Here is a 17405-nt window from a genome sequence, read left to right on the forward strand (position 1 = left end):
CGCGGCCGGCACGACCCGCTCGACGGGGTCAGCTGCTCTGTGGCACGACCGTGATGTGCACCGCGGTCGGGTCGCCCTCGCCACCGAGCGTGCGCAGCGCCTGATCGACCTCTCCGAGGCCGAAGGTGTGGGTGCAGAGCCCCGCCAGGGGCAGCGTCCCCGACTCGATGACCGCGATGGCGCGGCGCACCGAGGTGTAGTCGTGGCCGTACACGCCCTTGACCGTGAGCTCCTTGAAGAACAGCAGGTCCGGCCGGAAACCGGTGGCCGGCGCCATCTCCCGGGAACCGGCCACGATCACGGTGCCGCCCACCCGCGCCACCGAGACCGCCTCGGCGAGCGCCCCCGACGAGCCCGCGGTGACGTCCACGACCACGTCGGCCATCTGCCCACCGGTCAGGGCCGCGATCTGCTCGTCCAGCGGCCCGTCCTCGGCCCGCACGACGTGGTCGGCGCCCAGGGACGCGGCCAGCGCCAACCGGGCGTCGTCGCGGGCGGTGCCGACCACGATCGTCGTCCCGGCCCCGGCCAGCCCGGCGCCGATCACGCAGCCCAACCCGTGTTGCCCCGGGCCGAGGATGACCACGGTGTCCCCGATGCGGCAGCCGCCGTCGCGCTCGATCCAGCGGATGCCGTTGGAGATCGGGATGAACAGCGGCGCGACCTCGACCGGGACGTCCTTGGAGATCCGGTGCACCACCGAGCGCGGATGCAGGTAGACGTACTCCCCGAAACCACCCCACAGGTGCGGGGCCAGGGAGCTCGGCGTGAGGCCGTAGCGCAGGCCGTCGGGGGTGTGCATGGGGTCGCACATGTGGCTGCGACCGGTGCGGCACAGCCGGCAGTGCTGGCAGGGGATGGACTCCTCCAGCACGATCCGGTCGCCCTCGGCGACGCCCCACCGGTGCGCCGCCCGCGCGCCGATGGCCACCACCTCGCCGACCACCTCGTGGCCGAGCACCAGCGGCGGCAGCTCGGTCATCCAGGTGCCTGCGTAGGGCGCCCAGTCGCTGCCGCAGATCCCGGTGCCCAGCACCCGCAGCAGCCCGTCGTCGGGACCGGTCTCGGGCAGCGGGAAGGACTGCAGTTCGATGCGTCGCGGTTCCACCAGCACCGCCGAGCTCGTGCGGTCCATCTCGGACTCCTCTCAGAGCCGGTCGAGGTCGTCGAGCGGCTCGCTCATGGACGGGGACACGATCGGCGCAAGGTCCGAGGGCCGGGCCCGGGACAGCCGCTCCAGGCTGAGCGGGTCGAGGAAGCCGGCCCGACCCGTGCGCACGTCGGTGATCTTCAACCTGGGCGAGTTCGCCACCTCGTCGACCTCGACGAGCACGGCCGCGAACTCGTTGCGCAGCAGCCACTGCGTGGGCCCGGTCGCGTCGTCCATCAGAACAGGAACGCCAGGTTCGGCGAGTACTGGTCGTTGTCGAGGAAGGCGAGCTTGCGCAGCACGATCCGCCAGTGCCCGTCCTCCTGCCGCAGCAGGTAGCGGCAACGCGCGGCATGCTGGGTGTTGCGCGTCCCGTGCGACTCGAACAGGACCAGGTTGACCCGCACCTCGACAGTGCCCGGCGGTGCCTCGGGACCGGGTTCGGGCACAGTCACGTTGCCGACCAGGTGCATCGTGCGCGACGGGTTCTCCTGGACGGCCCGGCCCAGCGCCAGCCGCGCCACCCGGTCGGCCAGCCTGGCCCGGTCGTCATAGATGATCGAGACATGGGAGTCGGGGTCGTGATCGGCTTCGTTCGCCGGCACCCAGAAGACGCCGTCGGCGGCGAACAGCTCGAGCCACTCCTCGTGCCGGCCCTCGTCGAGCAGCATCGCCTCGTGGTGCACGAAGTCCTCGGCCTCGGCCCGGGTCAGGCCGGTGACGGTCGCGGTCACGGTCGGTCCCCCATCAGCTCCAGCCAGCGGCGGTAGAACCCCCGTTGTGGCTGCTCGTCGGTGACATGGCCCCACCGGGCCTCGCCGTCGACCTCCTCCCGCCGCAGGCCGCGCAGGAACGGCAGCCACTCCACCCCCTCGGCGGCGAGGCCGACACCGACCCGGTCGAACATCTCGACGTCGTCGGGGCCGCCGCCCCCGGACGGGCCGTAGAACGCCTCGTGCGTCCGCAACCGGGCGCTGTTCTCCTCCTCGGTCACCCCGTCCAGGAGGTAGGGGTACAGCTCCACCTCGGAGTAGCCGACCCGCCGCGGGTGGATGACCCGGATCTGGCAACCGATGATCTGCAGGTTGGGGAAGACCAGGAGGTTGAAGCCCTGCGTGCCGTTGGCCAGCAGGACCTCGGTGGCCCGCTCCTCCCCGAGCCGCTCCGCCAGCCGGGCCAAGGCCGCAGCCCCGGGCGGGGTCTCCAGCTTCGCCCGGATCATCGGGGCCATCACCGAACGGAAGTCCAGGATGCCGTGGCCCCGACCCAGCGCCCCGGCCCGGCCCGACGAACCCGGCCCGAAGATCGACCCGCCCAGACCGCTGGTCTCCAGGAACGCGCTGTGCACGAAGTTGGGGTGGTAGCCGTCCACCCCGTTCTCGCTCTGCAGCTTCCAGTTGCCGTCGTAGGCGTACTTGTGGCTGCCCGCACCCAGCCGGATCTCCCCGGCCGGGGCCAGGTCGACCGCCAGGTCGATGAACTCGGCAGCCCGCCCGAGGTGCTCGCGCAACGACTCGCCCTCGGCGGCCAGGCTGGCGAACACCAGCCCCCGGTGACTGTCCACCCGGGGCACCCGCCCCAGGGCGAAGTCGGTGGGGTCGAAGTCCGCCTTGTCGTAGCCACTGCTGAACGTCGGCGCGACCAGCCGGCCGTCGTTGCGGAAGGTCCATCCGTGGTACTCGCAGCGGAAGTAGCTGGAGTTGCCGGCGGCGGCCTGGCACACCGTCGCGGCCCGGTGCGTGCACCGGTTGAGCAGCACGTGCAGTGTGCCGTCCTCGTCCCGCGAGAGGATCACCGGCTGGGTGCCGATGAACGTGGACTTGTAGTCCCCCGCCCGGGCGACCTCGCTCTCGTGCCCGACGTAGATCCAGGTCCGCGCGAAGATCCGGCGTAGTTCCTGCTGGTAGACCTGCTCGTCCAGGTAGACCTCCCGGTGCACCCGATCGAGCTCAACCAGCGGATGCACCGGTACCGCGACCGCCTGGTCGCTCGACGTCCCGATCATCGCCGACTCACCCGGTTTCCGGACCGGCCACCGGCTCGAGGCACCCCGGGGGCGGTGCATCACCCGGCCGGTGGCCCCAGATGCTCGCGCTCTGCATGTGGGTGACCACCCAGCCGTCGTCGTCGACGGTCTCCGCGCCCCAGCCGTACTCGATCTCGAACCCGCTGGGCGAGCGGACGTAGAAACTGAACATCCGGTCGTTCGTGTGCCTGCCCAGCGTCATCGCCAGCGGGATCCCGCGGTCCGCGCACAGGTCGTGCGCGATCCCGACATCGTCGAGCGAGGCCGTCTGCACCATGATGTGGTGCAGTCCGCGCATCCCCGGGACCGCCATGATCGCCAGGGTGTGGTGCCGGGGGTTGACGTGGAAGAAGACGACCCGGTTGCCGAACATGTCGATCTCGTCGCTGATCTTGAATCCGAGTGTCCGGTGATAGAAGTCCAGGGCGGCGTCCATGTCGGGAACCACCAGCACGACATGGCCCAGGCCCTGACCGTCGGTCACGAAGCCGGACATCGCCCGGCCCGGCCGGAACGACGCGGGCACCACGAGCTGGCCGTAGAACAGCTCGTGGGTGAACCCGGCCGGGTCGGAGAACCGGACCAGCGCCCGGACCCGTGCGGCCCGGCACTGCTCGGCGGTGCCCCGCGTGACGCTCACCCCGGCCGCCTCCAGCTCGGCGACGGCCGCCTCGAGCTCCTCGGCGCCGGCCACCTCCCAGCCCGTGCGGTCCAGCCGGTTGTGCGGCCCCTCGGTGATCACGAGCCGGCCGGGGCGGTCGTCGTTGGTCAGCGACACCGAGTTCGGCGCTCCGTGCGGGTCGTCGGACACGGCCAACCCCAGCACCTCGGGACCGAACGTCTGCCATTCCTTGGCGTCCGGCGACTCCAGCCGGACGTAGCCGAGCGAGGTGATCTTCATGGTTGCTCCTTCCGGACGCCTTCGGGGCGCCGACGTGGTGGTGACCGGCTCAGCGGGTGCCGATCGGACCGGGGTCAGCCGCCGAGCAGCTGCCCCATCAGGGCCTGGTCGGCCTTGCGGCCGCGGACCCCGAGGCCGCCGTCGCAGTTGTGCACCGAGCCGGTCGTCGTCGGCGAGTTCTCCGACGAGGCCAGCAGCACGTAGGTGGCGGTGTAGGCGCTCGCGCTGATCGGCTGCTCCAGCGGTGACATGGCGATCATCAGCTGGTCGACCGGCATGGAGCCGAAGGACGTGTCCTGGAGCCCGAGCGCGGAGGGGCCGCGCAGGTCGGTGGGCATCCCACCGGGCGCGACCGCGTTGACCCGGATGTCGGGGGCGAGCTCGTAGGCCAGCTGCCGCACCAGGCCGGTGACCGCGTGCTTGGACGCGGTGTAGAGCGGCCCGCCGCCGCCGGGGTAGAAGGCGGCGTTGGACGCGGTGAAGATCATGGAACCGCGGGTCCGGCGCAGCGCGTCGATCGAGGCCTTGGCCCCGAGCAGGTAGCCCAGGACGTTGACGCCGAACAGCTGCTCGAACGCCTGCCCCAGCGCCTCGCCAGGCAGGGACTCGAGGCTCGACCCGAAGTCCCACAGCCCGGCGTTGCCGACGAAGGTGTCCAGCTGCCCGAAGGCGGCGACCGTGTCGGCGACCGCACGGGCGTTGTCCTCGAAGCTCGTCACGCTCCCCACGGTCACGCCCACCGCGTCACCGAAGTCGGCCGCGAGCTGCTTGGCCTTGTCCGGATCGATCTCCAGCACGCCGACCCGCGCTCCCTCGGCGACGAACCTCTCCACCAGGGCACGGCCCATTCCGGAGCCGCCCCCGGTCACCAGTGCAACGTTCCCGTCGAGCCATCCCATGGCGGTCGAGCCTCCTGTGTGACGATCGCTGCCGGTCGGGTTCGACCGGTCAGAAGAAGTTGCTGAGGTTCTGCGAGAGCAGGACCGTCTGCTCGAGCAGGATCTGCCGGCGGCTGATCAGGAAGGACCCCTCGTGCCGGCGCAGGGTGTCGCGCCGCGAACCGATCCAGGTGGTCTCCTCGGACTTGAGCCGGGTCCGGTAGAGCAGGAAGTTGGTGTGCACGTCCAGCTCGGCGCCGCGGTCGTCGACGACGTGCACGTTCGTCACGATGTGGCGGGTGCGCGACGGCGGGTCCTCCGCCCACGCGGTGCCACTCATGATCTTGGCGACCCGCCCCTGGAGCATCTGCTTGTTCTCGTCGAAGAAGGCGATCTCTCCGGGGCGGGTGAACTCCTGGTCGATCTCGCGGCGCAGCCGGGTCCGCCGGATCGGCATGAAGTAGTGCACGTCGTCGCTGAACAACGCCACCCACTCCGGGAACCGGCGGCCATCGAGCAGAGCCGCCTCGCCGGTGTAGAAGCGCTCGACCTCGAACTGGCGCAGCGCGGCCGTGAGCAGTTCCTGGTCGACCGTCCGGTCGACGGTCGCGATGGTCTGGTCGATCGTCATGGTGGTGTCCTGTCTCCTCGTGGTCGGCGGTCAGAGAACGTCGGGCGGAGCCGTCCGCTCGCGCAACTCGTCCCAGCCGGTGCCGCGCAGCCACTCCTGCCAGGCGGCGAAGGTCCACAACTGGCCGTGCTCGTTGATGCTGCACTCGATGTAGGGCGGGTCGAGGCCGTCCTCGTCGTTGACGACCTTGCCGCGCCGCAGGTTCATCGCGAGCACCTGTGGGACCCGCTTGCTCTCGGCCCCGAGGGTCTGCATCGTGCTCTGGGTCCAGTTCTCGCCGTCCTCCTGCTCGAGGAAGCCGGCGGGGCCGAACGCGTGGATCGCCCCCTGCACGGCCATCGCCCGCTGCTCCGGTGGGGCGTCCTTGTGGACGAAGGTGAACCACCAGATCTCGGTCTCCATCGGCCCGCGCGGGATCCGTAGCGAGATCTGGTTGAACGGCGGGGTGACCCAGCAGGTCGGGAAGATGTTGGCGTGCCCGACCGATCGCCGCGCCACCGGGCCGAGCCGCTCCACGACGTCCGGGCGGTCCCGCCACGAGTGGTCGATCATGCCGCCGAAGTTGCCCATCGCCTCGACGGTGGGCCCGGCGATCGCGTGCCCGAACGCGTCGATGAACACCAGCTGGTCCCCGGCGTCACCGGAGACCACCCCGCCGGGCAGCTGCAGGTCCGCCCCGTCCGGGCCGACCACCCCCGCCGTCTTCATCTGGGCGCCGGTGCCGTCCGGGGGCGTGGGCAGCAGCCCGGTCTGGAACGCCGAGAGGTGGGTGATTTGCGGGTGGTACCAGTCGAACAGGTTGTCGACCGCGAACTTCCAGTTGCAGGGGATGATGAACTTCTGGATCCCCGGAACGGCCTCCATGTCGCCCTGGGAGGCGATGAACTCGAGCCCCAGCCGTCCTGTCCGGCCGAGGAACTCCTCGAGCGGCGGCGCGGTCGCGTCCATCGTGGCGAACACGAAGCCCCGGTAGGACTCCAGCTGCGCCACCTCCCGCAGCCCGGTGGCCGGCATCTCGTCGTGGTACAGCTCGGAGAGCCCGGGGACACCGATCAGGTCGCCGGCCAGGTCGTAGGTCCAGCCGTGGTAGGTGCACATGAAGTTCTTGGCGTTGCCCTCCTCGGCCCGGCACACCGCGTTGCCGCGGTGGGCGCAGGTGTTGAGCAGGCCCTTGATGCCGCCGTCCTTCTGCCGCACGACCAGGACGTTGTCGCGGCCCATCGGGGCCTCGAAGAAGTCGCCCTTCTTCTTGATCTGGCTCTCGTGGCACAGGAAGAGCCAGCTGCGGGCGAAGATGGTGGTCAGCTCGCGCTCGAAGATCTCGGGATCGCTGAAGATCCTGCGGTCGATCTCGCCCCGTTCGAGGTTGACGAGCTGGTCGACCCGGTCCGTCTCGATGGTCATGGAGCTCCTCCTGCTGCTCAGCGGCGTTCTCGCACTCAGCGGCAAGTGAACTGCATCACCCGACGGCGGACATCCGGTGAAACTACGGACCCGACGGCAGCCGCACGCGGGTCACGCCGTCAACCCCACATCGCGGGCGACCCGGGCCAGCTCCGCCCGCGAGCGGACCCCGAGCTTGCGTTGCAGCGCGCCCCGATGGCTCTCCACCGTCCGGCTGGACAGGAACAGCTGGTCCGCGATCTCGGCGTTGGTCATGCCCGACGCCAGCAGCGCGAGCACCTCGACCTCGCGCGCGGACAGCGCGTCGGTCGCCCCCCGGCGCGCGCCGGAGCTGCGTTGCCCGACCGGTCGGAACGACACGAAGTCCGGATCCTCCATCACCCGTCGAACGGCGCCGATGAGCTCGTCCTCGAGGCACTCCTTGGTGACGTAGCCACGGGCTCCGAGCGCCCGCGCCTTCTCGACGTAGCCGCGCGCCCCGTACATGCTCAGCATGACCACCCGGGTGTCCGGGCGGATCCGGGCGACCGGACCGAGCAGGTCGAGGCCGCTGCCGTCGGCCAGCCTGATGTCCACGACCGCGACGTCGGGCCGGTGCTCGGCCACCAACGCGAGCAGCTCGGCGCCGGTCGAGGCCGCCCCGAGCACCCTGATGTCGTCGGTCCCGGCGAGGATCCGCCTGATCCCGGACCGGACAATTCCATGATCGTCACAAACCACCACACCGATCATCGTCGACCGGCACCTCCGCCATCACCGTTGTGCCGCCGCCGATGTGCGACACCACATCCACCCGACCCCCGACGAGCCGGGCCCGCTCCCGCATCCCGGCCAGGCCGAGGGAACGCCGCTCCCGTGCCGCGGCGGGGTCGAACCCGCCGCCGTTGTCCTCCACGACCGCGCGGACGCGGTCCCCCGACCTCACCACCAGCACGCTGGCCTCGCCGGCCCCGCTGTGCCGGCCCACGTTCGTCAGGGCCTCCTGGACGATCCGGAACAGCGCGGTCTCCGCGAGCGGCGACAACACCCCGTCCGCACAGCGCACCGTGAGATCGATCGGAATCCGGAACATCCGCTCGGAGTCCTCGACCAGCTGCTCGACACAGCCGATCACGCCGAGATCGTCCAGCCCCTCGGGCCGCAGGGACCAGGCGACGGTGCGGACCGCCCGGATCCCGTCGCGGGCGATGTCACGCAGGCTCGTCACGGCCGGCTCGAGGGATCCCGCGCGCCGGTCCAGAGCGCCGAGACCCTCGAGGATCCCGCTGAAGAGATGCCCGAGGTCGTCGTGCAGGTCCCGGGCGATCCGAGCGCGCTCGGCCTCCTGGACCTCCACCATCTGCGCCGCGGCCCGCCACCGCAGCGCCTGCCGGTCCAGCAGCGCACCGGACAGCGCGGCCAGCACCTCGACGGCCTGCACGTGCGCGGCCGCCTCGCCGAACGGGAAGGTCGCGATGACGACGTGCCCGGCGGGGCCGCGCATCGTCACCGGCACGACCACGCGCTCGACTGCGCCCGACACCGCGCCGGGCCCGGATTCGCCGACGTCGACCGCCGCGGCCCGGACCTGGACCTCCAGGGCCGCCGTGGCCGATGCGACCGCGTCGCGCAGCTCGGCCAGGATGTCCTCGGCCGACTCGAGACGGGCCAGCCGCCGGGCCGCGGCGATGACCGCGCGATGGCGGCTGATCTCGGCGAGTCCGGGGAGCATCGGCACGGCACGGTCCTCGACCAGCCCTCGATCCACGGTCAGCCGCGGATCGTCGGGCCGGCCCGCGACCGGGGCCGCACCGTCCACCGGCGCCGGGTCCCGGGGTCGCGTCCCGTCCGCCCGCGGTGCCCCGAACGCCTCGGCGGCCACTGCGGCGCAGGCCGTGAGGTCACCGTCGGCGTTCCGGTGCCGAGCACTGCGCGTCGCGATCCACAGCTGGAACCGGCCACGGTGCAGCCGGCCGCGGGCCAGCGAGAGCAGCGCCCATTCCCGCAGGGTGGCCGGCCGCTCGGCGCCGTACACGGCCGCGCTGAGCAGCGCGGCGGCCAGGCACCGGCGCGCCGCCCGGCGGTCCCGCCGTCGTCGCGACGCCGACCAGCTCGGCCGGGCGTCGGTGGCCAGCCGCAGGGCCTGCAACTGCCAGGTCCGCAGCGGTGCGACGAAGTGGTTGCGGATCCCGCTGCGGCGCAGCTCCCGTTCGACCGCGGCGAACTCCGCGAGTGCGGCGTCGGGGTTGCCCAAGTGCAGCTGCCGCCACCCCATGGCCCCCCGGATCAGTGCCCGGGTGTGGGCGTCGGAGTCCGCGATGCAGTCCAGCTCGCGGGCGAGGACATCGGAGCCGACCTCCGCGGGCAGGCACCGCACCCACACCGCGAGAGCCGTACCGGCGCCGATCCGGTCACCGATCGCCCGGCTCTCCCAGAACGCCTCCCGCGCCCGCGCGCCGGCCTCGTGCAACCGGCCACGGCGGTACAGGCACAGCGCCTGCTGCCAGGTCGCGGCGATCTGCTCCCACCGGTCACCGAGCACGGCGAAGGCCCGGACCGCCGCGTCGAACTCCGCGCTCGCCTCGTCGAACCGGCTCGCCGCGTACAGCACGAACCCGCGGAAGTGCCGCGACTGGGCGACGCCCCACTCGTCGCCCAGGGCGCGGCGCAGCCGCAACGACCGCCCGACCAGGCGCAGGGCGACCGGCGCCAGCACCGGCGCCAGCCCGGCCAGGCACGCCGCGCTTCCCGAGTAGGCCTGGGACAGCTGGCGGACGCTCCCGGCGGCCTGAGCGAACCGCAGGGCCCGCAGCATCGACCAGACGTTCCACGCCGGGGTGCTGGTGAACCACGACTGGTAGGACAGCCTGTTGTAGAGCCGGGCCGCCAGAGCGGCGCGGTCGGACACCGGGGCGGGCCGCACGATCTGGACCACGAGCAGCGTGACCCACCTCGCCAGTTCCACCACCGACCACCCCGCCGCGGCCGCGGCGGACGTCGGATGGCGCAGCCCCAGTGCCGCCACCGCGCGCGAGGTCCACAGGTCCGCGTCGCCCAAGGTCCCCTTCTTGAACGCCAGCTCGCCCCGCGCGATGGCCACCCGGCCGCAGTCGACGGGGTCCAGCCCGAGCGCGGCGCCGTACGCCGCGTCCAGGTGCTCCGCCGCGGTGTCGTAGCCGCCCTGCAGCATGTGCAGTGTGCCGATCCCCTCGTGCACCCGGAACCGGTCCCGGCCGGACACCCCGTCGGCCGCGTCGATGCCGGTGCGGGCGATCGTCAGGAACGTCTCGGCGACGTCGAGTGCGTGGCGGCGCAGCGCGGCCTCCCCCGCGCGCAGCGCGTGCGGCAGTGCCAGGGTCGACGCCCCGCCCCGGTGCAGGTGGTGGGCGATCGCGTGGTCGTCGGAGGTCTCCTGCACGATGAGCGCGCGGGCCGCTCGGCGGTGCGCCGCCCGCCGGCCGGGCTCGTCCAGGGAGGACAGGACGGCGTCCCGGAAGCCGTCGTGGACGACCTCCACGACCGCGGGTCCACCCGCTGCCCGATGGAGGAACCCGCGGTCGGCGGCATCGTCCAGCACGCGCTCGACGTCCCCGGTACCCCACCCGAGCGCCGAGGCCAGCACGGCGACCTGCACGCGCTGCCCGAGGACCGCGGCCTGCTCCAGCACCGTGCGCGTGATCGGGTCCAGCTGCGCCATCCGGGCGGCGACGAAGGCCTCGGATCGGAGATCGTGTTCGGGACCGGCCGATGCCGGCGGCAGCCCGCGCAGCCTCGCCTCGTCGACCGTCCACCGGCCGCCGACCGCGACGAGCACCCCGGAGTCGATCAACGCCCGGAGCGTGGACAACACGTACAGCGGGACACCGAGCGAGTGGCCGGCGATGTAGTCGCCGACCTCGTCGGGTATCTGCCCGGCCGCGGCGACGACCAGCGCACGCACCTCGCCCGGCCCCAGCGGCCCGAGCTCGACCTGCACGATCTCGGGCAGCTCCCAGGACCGGACCGCGGCCTGGGCCTCCGGCCGGAAGGCGAAGACGACGGTCAGGTGTCCGGCCCCGGCGCATACCGTCCGCGCGATCACCGCGAGCAGCTGCCAGCTCAGTTCGTCGGCGGTCTCGCAGTCGTCCAGGATCAGCAGGCCGGGGCGGGTCGCGGTGAACACCGCGACGAGCATCCGCGCGATCGCGGTCAACGCTCCGGAGACCTCGGTGGCGGGAGACGAGAGCTCGGCCCGGTCCCCCAGGACGCGCGCCATCTCCGGGACGAGCGCGACGACCGGGGCCGCGAGCCCCCCCGGGCGTGCGCCGACGTCGGCGACGACGTCGGGGCGGGCCACGAGGAGGTCCGCCAGCTCGGTGAGGGCGCTGCCGAACAGGCCGAGGGGGCGCCGGGCGCCGTGGTCCGCAGGCGTTCCGCGCAACACCGTGACCCCGGCAGCCGTCGCACCTGCGGCCACCACGTCGAGCACCCTGCTCTTCCCGGCCCCGGGCCGGCCGCAGAGCCCGACGACGGCACCGCGGCCCATCCCCGCATCGGTGACACAGCCGCGAAGGCGGCCGAGCTCCGCGTGCCGGCCCACCAGCCCGGGCTCGACGAACCGGACGGGGCCGCCCTCCTGCGTGCCCGACCCGGTGGCGGCGGCGCCGCGCACGGACACCGCTGTCCCGGAGGCTCCCGTCGGCACCCCGCCCGAGGTCGGCACGACCGGCTCCGCGCCGGAGCGGCGTGCCGCAGCACCGTGCCGCACCGCTGCGCCGGCGGGGTCCAGGACGGCACCCGGGTCGATCTGTGCACCGTGCACGGACGGTAACCTCCCGAGGACGCGTCGACCATGGCGGAGCGCGGGCCGACGTCGTCGCCGCCGGCCCCGGCGGGATCACCGACCGATCAGCCCATGCTGCTGCCGCCGTTGACACTGATGACCTGGCCGGTGACGAAGCCGGCCTCGGGGGTGGCCAGGAACGCGACCGCGGCGGCGACCTCCTCGACCTCGGCGGGGCGGCCCGCCGGGATCATCGCGACGGCGTCGGCGAGCACGACCTGGAACCGCTCGGCGACCTTCCCCGCCGCGAGGGCCGCGGCGTTCTCCGGGGTCGTCGTGTAGGACGGCGCCACCACGTTGACGGTGATCCCGGAGCTCGCGAACTCGCGGGCGAGCCCGGTGGCGATGGCGTGCACGCCGCCCTTGGCCGCGTTGTAGACGGCGTGGTCGGTCAGCCCGTTGCGGACCGACTCCGCACCGATGTTGACGATCCGGCCCCCGCCCCGGGCCACCATGTGCGGCAGGACCGCCAAGGTGACCCGGACGGTCGTCCACAGGTTGTTGTCGATCGTGGCCCGCAACGTCTCCTCGGTGTGTTCCAGGGTCGGGCGGATGACCCCGCCACCGGCGTTGTTGACCAGGATGTCGATCCCGCCGAGCGCGTCGACGGCGGAGTCGAGCAGCCGCTGCGCCTCCCCGGCCACGGAGAGGTCCCCGGCGAATACCGCCACCTCGAGCCCGTCGGCGCGCAGCGCCTCGGCGCCGCCCTTCACCTCGGCGTCGCTGCGGCCGGCGATGAGGACGCGGGCCCCGTCGGCGAGCAGGCGGCGGGCGATCCCGAACCCGATGCCGGTGGCGCCGCCGGTGACGACGGCCGTCCGGCCCGTCAGCGGGCCGGTCACAGGATGATCGCCACGTCGGAGACCTGACGCAGGGTGGTGTTGGACAGCAGGCAGTGCTTCATCACGATCCTCAGCTCACCGTCGACGGCGCGCAGGCGGTAGGTGTAGCGGCCGACGTAGCACATCGCCCGCTCCGCGCGGAACCGCCAGACCGAGAACTCGGCGCGGACCGTGAGCTCGTCGCCCTCGACCTCCCCGAGCCGGACGTTGGCGATCTGGTGACTGGTGTTGGAGTGCGGGTACTCGCGGTGGGCCTTGCGGCTGTTGAGGCGCTCGACCCTGGCCCGGAGCCGGAACATCGTGTCGTCGATCAGCATCAGGTCACGGGCCGCGTCGCCGTGCGGCGCGTCGTTGCACGGCACGTAGTAGCGGGCGTCCTCGGTGAACAACGTGATCCACTCGTCGAGGTCCCAGTCGTCGAGCAGCTCCGCCTCGCGGTAGAGGAACTCCTCGACCTCGGCCCGCCCGATCCCGGCAAGCCTCGAGGTGGCGAGCACGGCGTCGGCGGTCACCGGCCGACCCCGTCCCGGCCGGACACCTGTTCGTGCCAGCGGCGCCAGAAGGCCCGCATCTGCTCCTCGTCGTCGGCGTGCGGGTCGCGCGCCATCCCGCGGGAGATGTCGTTCCACTCGATGCCGCCGCTGCGGAAGCCTTGCTGGCAGGACTCGAGAGCCTCGATGTCGTCCGGCGTCGCGAAGCCGCCCGGGCCGAGGAAGGTGAGGAAGCTGTCCAGGCGCCGTTGCCGCAGCTGCGGCATCTCGTCGGCCGGCGCGAGCTCCCACGCCGTGACCTCCATGCGGTCGGCCGACACCGGCATGAACGTCCGCACCGTGACGGCCATGATGTCGTTGATGATCAGGTTGGGGTAGACGAACAGGTTGCGGTTGGTCTCGGCCATCCGCGCGGCCCGCTCCTCGCCGAAGCGCTCCACGAGGTCGGCCCGCAGCCGCGCGATCTCCTCACGGCCGTCCTCGCCGAACATCGGCTCCCACTTGGCCACCGGCCGTCCCCATGGGGCGTGGTAGTCGATCACCGCGTGCCCGTTGCCGAGCGACCGGCCGACGCCGTCCACGCCGGTCGAGAGATCGGTGCCGAGGGCGACGAGGTACTTGAAGTAGGTGTCGTGCGTCGGGACCGCGTGGTAGCCGTCGATGCTGTTCTCCACCAGCAGCTTCCAGTTGGCGTCGATCGCGTACTGGTTGCTGCCGGAGATGATCTCGGCGCTCCCGAGGCCGTCGGCCGCGAGGTCGAGGTACTCCTTCGCCCCGGCCAGGTACTCGTCGAGCTCGACGATGTCCGGGTCGTAGCTGGCGAAGACGAAACCGCGGTAGCTCGCCATCCGGGCGACCGGGCGCAGCCCGAGCTCGGAGAAGTCGAGCCCCTCGCCGTAGGCGTCGCGGCCCGGCACGCCGACCAGCTTGCCCTCGGTGTCGAACGACCAGGCGTGGTAGAAGCACTGGAAGACCTTGGCGTTGCCGGAGTCCTTGCGGCACACGACGGCGCCGCGATGGCTGCAGGTGTTGTGGAACACCCGGATCTCGCGGGACTTGGCCGCCCGCACCATGAACAGGGGCCGGCCGCCGACAGGACGCCGGACGTAGTCGCCGGGCTCGCGCACCTCCGACTCGTGCCCGACGTAGAGCCAGCTGTGGGCGAAGACCCGCTCGAGCTCGAGGGCGTGGATCTCGGGCGAGGTCATGCTGGAGCGGTGCACCCGGAACCGGTGCCCCTCCTCCTCGACGAGCCCGCCGCCGGTGCCGACGGCGGGTGGGGCGGAATCGGTGACGGTCACGACTCTCCTTCGGTTGCGGGGTCGGCGAGGAAGCCGGCGACGAGGCGGGAGAACTCGTCCGCCCGCTCGATCTGGGTCCAGTGCCCGCAGCGGGCGAACACGTGCAGGTCGGCGTCGGGGATGAGGCCGGCCATCGTCCAGCTGACGTCCACGGGGATGACCTTGTCGTGCATGCCGTGGACGAGCAGCGTCGGCGCGGTGACGGTGCGCACCGCGTCCGCCTCCAGGGCCAGGTCGTTGCCCGAGTGGCGGGGGTCGAAGAACATCGTCCGGTAGATCTCGTGCGCGTCGCCCTCGATGCTCGCCCGGTACCGGGCCTGCACCAGGTCGTCACCGATGATCGAGGGGTCGTAGGCGAAGTGCGTGGTGAGCAGCTCGCGCATGTTCTCCGGAGACGGCTCGTAGCTGCGCACCGCGGCGAGGCCCTCGGTGGGCCGCATCCCGACCCCGGGTGCGCCCATCAACACCATCCGGTCGATCCGCTGCGGCTGCGTGATCGCGATGTGCAGCGTGATCAGCCCCCCCATCGAGTTGCCGACGAACGACGCGCGGGGCACGTCGAGGGCGTCCAGGAAACCGATCATGTGGTCGAGCCAGGTGGCGACCCCGTAACGGATGTCGGCGGGCCCGCGGCTGGCGCCGTAGCCCACCATCTCCGGTGCCAGCACCCGGTACTGCCGGGCCAACGCCGGCATGGTGAGCCGCCAGTTCGCCCACGCGCTCACTCCCGGACCGGACCCGTGCAGCAGCACGACGGTGCGTGCCCCGGCGCCGGCCTCCAGGTACCGGGTGCGGATCCCGCCGACGTCGACGAACTTCTCGGCCAGCTCGGTGGCCGCGGCGGTGGTGGTCATGCCTTGTTCCCCTCGGAGACGGCGTTCCCCTCGAAGACCGCGAAGCACTTGTTGGAGTTGAGGACCTCGGTCTCGACGAACGTCGACCAGGTCGGCCTGTGGCCCAGCTCCGCCATCGCCCCGGCCAGGCAGAACCACAGCAGCATCTCCTGCTGGCCCGACCGCACGATGTCGTCCGCGCTGGTCTTGAGCCAGGCCTCGTAGTCGCCCGCCGCCAGGGACTCGTACAGGGCGCGGTCCGAGACGGTGTCCGGACGCAGGTGCCAGTTGTCGTCGACGAGGAAGGCGTGCGACCAGCTCGACGACGCGACCAGCGCCACCCGGTGCGGCCCGTCGCGCAAGGCCGAGGCCAGTGCCGCGCCGAGCGCGTAGCAGCGCGCCGGGGTGGGGCCGGGCGGGTCCAGCCGCTCGGTCGCGATGTCGGCGAACTTCGCGATGCCGCCCTTGCGGGCGATCACGTGCCGGCCGTAGCAGTTCACCGCCATCGGCAGCACGGGGTAGGGGAACTCGGTGCCGGCGTGGTCGTAGTCCAGGTAGAGCTGGGTGTTGGCCATCGCGTGCGGGAACGGCACGCCGTCGGGCTTGCGGTAGGAGTAGGCGATGTCGAACCCGGCGTCGAGCAGGTGCGCCGCGACCTCCCGGCCGATGTCGGGGGCACCGCGCATCAGCATCGGCATGTCGGCCGGCCGACCCCACGGGTTGGGTACCCCGCGCGACCCGGCGGGCTCCAGCGGCCGGACCTCCATGTCCTCGTAGGCCATCAGGCAGAACGACGGCACGACCTCCTCGCGGAAGGTCTCGTACTGGTCGTCCCCCCAGACCAGGACGACGTCGGGCGCGAACGCGTCGAGGGCCTCGCGGCACCTCGCCATCCCCGCGACCAGCTCGGCGCGGTGCCGGGCCGCGGCCGCGGTGCCCCCGTCGTCACCCCAGTCGGCGCGCATCCGCTCCGGCCAGTTCGCCGGGTCCTTCTGCTCGGCCGGGATGTCGGGGTCCGAGAGCGTGAGCCGCAGGATGTCGGCCATGTGCTCGTCTGTGACCGCGAGCGGCGGGTAGTGGGTCAGGCCGAGGCCGAGGATCTCGCCCACGAGGGGCCTCCCTTGTCGTGGACCGCGCTCTCCGGGTGGAGGGCGGCGATCATGTCCAGTGCGTTGTCACGGCCGATCAATCTGCGTAGGCCGTCGTCCAGGCCGTCGAGGACGGCCCCGGCCGGGGCCTCCCGAGCGGCGAAGGGGTAGTCGGTGCCCAGCACGACGTGCCCGGGCCCGAACCGGGTGACCGCCAGCCGCAGGCTGTCGGCGTCGTAGGCCAGCGAGTCGCACCACATGTCCCGGGCGCGCACCGTCGGTGGGCGCTCGCCCGGGCGGCCCGCGAGCAGCTCCCCGCGGTCGAGGCGGGGCAGCACCGCCGGCAGCGCCCCACCGGCGTGGGCCAGGCACAGCCGCATCCCGGGCCGCCGCTCGCGGCCGGTGAGCAGGGCCGCCGCCGCGACGGCGGTCTCGCCCGGCATCCCGATGCCGAACCCGATGCCCAGGGCCGCCAGCCGCGGGTCGAGCGTCTGGTCGACCGGGTGCACCAGGACGAAGGCGCCCAGCTCGGCAGCGGAGTCGAAGAACTCGTCGAAGCGCGGGTCGGCCAGCTCGGCGTCACCGACCCGGGTGCCGATCTCCACCCCGGGGAACCCCAGCTCGCCGACGCAGCGCAGCAACTCGGCCGTCGCCCGGGCCGGGTCCTGCAGCGGGACGGCGCCCAGGCCGAACAGCCGCCCGCCGCCCCGCCCGACCAGCTCCGCGAGGAACTCGTTCTGGGCGGCGGCCAGCACGGCGGCCCCGTCGGCAGGCTCCCCGTGACACAGCGTCACGGGGATCGGCGAGACGAGCTGCGCCGCCACGCCCTCGGCGTCCATGTCGGCCAGGCGGCGCTCCGCCGACCAGCACCGGTCGTCGACCTCCCGGTACGGGCGCCCGTCGAGCAGGATGCGGGCGGTGGTTTCGTCGATCCGCTCCGTCGAGGGCCACCGGCCGGGGTGGTCGGACAGGTCGGGCAGGTCGGGCGCGATCGCGTGCGTGTGGACGTCGATCGTGCCGGCGGGCAGCGCCGGGACGGACCTCATCGACACCTCCACA

16 protein-coding genes are annotated in these 17405 nt (G+C 72.5%); all 16 read right to left on the reverse strand.

The features are described 5' to 3' along the window. Positions 1-28: 28 nt before the first annotated feature. The 16 genes from I4I82_RS01610 to I4I82_RS01685 all read right to left on the reverse strand — a co-directional run bounded on the left by I4I82_RS01610 (position 29) and on the right by I4I82_RS01685 (position 17392). The gene (locus tag I4I82_RS01610) at positions 29-1135 is read right to left on the reverse strand and encodes a zinc-dependent alcohol dehydrogenase (RefSeq protein ID WP_218588710.1); all 1107 of its coding nucleotides are present in this window, start codon (positions 1133-1135) and stop codon (positions 29-31) included. A 12-nt stretch (positions 1136-1147) separates the two neighbouring features. Continuing rightward, entirely contained in the window at positions 1148-1387 is a 240-nt protein-coding gene (locus I4I82_RS01615) for a hypothetical protein (RefSeq protein WP_218588709.1), read from the reverse strand. Further along, the gene (locus tag I4I82_RS01620) at positions 1387-1884 is read right to left on the reverse strand and encodes an aromatic-ring-hydroxylating dioxygenase subunit beta (protein ID WP_218588708.1); all 498 of its coding nucleotides are present in this window, start codon (positions 1882-1884) and stop codon (positions 1387-1389) included. The genes I4I82_RS01615 and I4I82_RS01620 overlap by 1 nt, the downstream gene beginning before the upstream one ends. Beyond that, complete coding sequence (locus tag I4I82_RS01625; RefSeq protein ID WP_218588707.1) at positions 1881-3155, reverse strand: aromatic ring-hydroxylating oxygenase subunit alpha; 1275 nt, start codon at positions 3153-3155, stop codon at positions 1881-1883. Before I4I82_RS01625 ends, I4I82_RS01620 begins: the two co-directional genes overlap by 4 nt. A gap of 7 nt (positions 3156-3162) precedes the next feature. Beyond that, positions 3163-4077 (reverse strand): VOC family protein, encoded by a 915-nt coding sequence (locus I4I82_RS01630; protein ID WP_218588706.1) that lies wholly within the window; start codon positions 4075-4077, stop codon positions 3163-3165. Between the two features lie 74 nt (positions 4078-4151). After that, positions 4152-4976: a 3-(cis-5,6-dihydroxycyclohexa-1,3-dien-1-yl)propanoate dehydrogenase gene (hcaB, locus tag I4I82_RS01635; RefSeq protein WP_218588705.1), complete on the reverse strand. Its 825-nt coding sequence runs from the start codon at positions 4974-4976 to the stop codon at positions 4152-4154. Positions 4977-5025: 49 nt separating this feature from the next. After that, complete coding sequence (locus tag I4I82_RS01640; protein ID WP_218588704.1) at positions 5026-5586, reverse strand: aromatic-ring-hydroxylating dioxygenase subunit beta; 561 nt, start codon at positions 5584-5586, stop codon at positions 5026-5028. Positions 5587-5616: 30 nt separating this feature from the next. Then, positions 5617-6990 carry an aromatic ring-hydroxylating oxygenase subunit alpha gene (locus tag I4I82_RS01645; RefSeq protein ID WP_218588703.1) on the reverse strand — a complete coding sequence of 458 codons (1374 nt, stop codon included), beginning with the start codon at positions 6988-6990 and terminating at the stop codon, positions 5617-5619. Positions 6991-7101: 111 nt separating this feature from the next. Further along, on the reverse strand, positions 7102-7722 hold the full coding sequence (locus I4I82_RS01650; RefSeq protein WP_218588702.1) for a response regulator transcription factor: 621 nt from the start codon (positions 7720-7722) through the stop codon (positions 7102-7104). Beyond that, positions 7700-11770 (reverse strand): AAA family ATPase, encoded by a 4071-nt coding sequence (locus tag I4I82_RS01655; RefSeq protein ID WP_218588701.1) that lies wholly within the window; start codon positions 11768-11770, stop codon positions 7700-7702. Before I4I82_RS01655 ends, I4I82_RS01650 begins: the two co-directional genes overlap by 23 nt. Before the next feature lie 86 nt (positions 11771-11856). Then, a complete protein-coding gene (locus tag I4I82_RS01660) occupies positions 11857-12633 on the reverse strand; it encodes an SDR family NAD(P)-dependent oxidoreductase (protein WP_218588700.1) in 777 nt (258 codons plus the stop codon). Next, complete coding sequence (locus I4I82_RS01665) at positions 12630-13145, reverse strand: aromatic-ring-hydroxylating dioxygenase subunit beta (protein ID WP_226369822.1); 516 nt, start codon at positions 13143-13145, stop codon at positions 12630-12632. Before I4I82_RS01665 ends, I4I82_RS01660 begins: the two co-directional genes overlap by 4 nt. Then, the gene (locus tag I4I82_RS01670) at positions 13142-14425 is read right to left on the reverse strand and encodes an aromatic ring-hydroxylating oxygenase subunit alpha (protein WP_226369823.1); all 1284 of its coding nucleotides are present in this window, start codon (positions 14423-14425) and stop codon (positions 13142-13144) included. Before I4I82_RS01670 ends, I4I82_RS01665 begins: the two co-directional genes overlap by 4 nt. Beyond that, positions 14422-15279 (reverse strand): alpha/beta fold hydrolase, encoded by an 858-nt coding sequence (locus I4I82_RS01675; RefSeq protein WP_218588699.1) that lies wholly within the window; start codon positions 15277-15279, stop codon positions 14422-14424. The genes I4I82_RS01670 and I4I82_RS01675 overlap by 4 nt, the downstream gene beginning before the upstream one ends. Next, positions 15276-16367: a DODA-type extradiol aromatic ring-opening family dioxygenase gene (locus tag I4I82_RS01680; protein ID WP_218588698.1), complete on the reverse strand. Its 1092-nt coding sequence runs from the start codon at positions 16365-16367 to the stop codon at positions 15276-15278. Before I4I82_RS01680 ends, I4I82_RS01675 begins: the two co-directional genes overlap by 4 nt. Beyond that, positions 16340-17392, reverse strand: a complete 1053-nt coding sequence (locus tag I4I82_RS01685; protein ID WP_218588697.1) for an amidohydrolase family protein — start codon at positions 17390-17392, stop codon at positions 16340-16342. Before I4I82_RS01685 ends, I4I82_RS01680 begins: the two co-directional genes overlap by 28 nt. Positions 17393-17405 lie beyond the last annotated feature (13 nt).

This window comes from Pseudonocardia oceani (assembly GCF_019263585.2).
Taxonomy (GTDB): domain Bacteria; phylum Actinomycetota; class Actinomycetes; order Mycobacteriales; family Pseudonocardiaceae; genus Pseudonocardia; species Pseudonocardia oceani.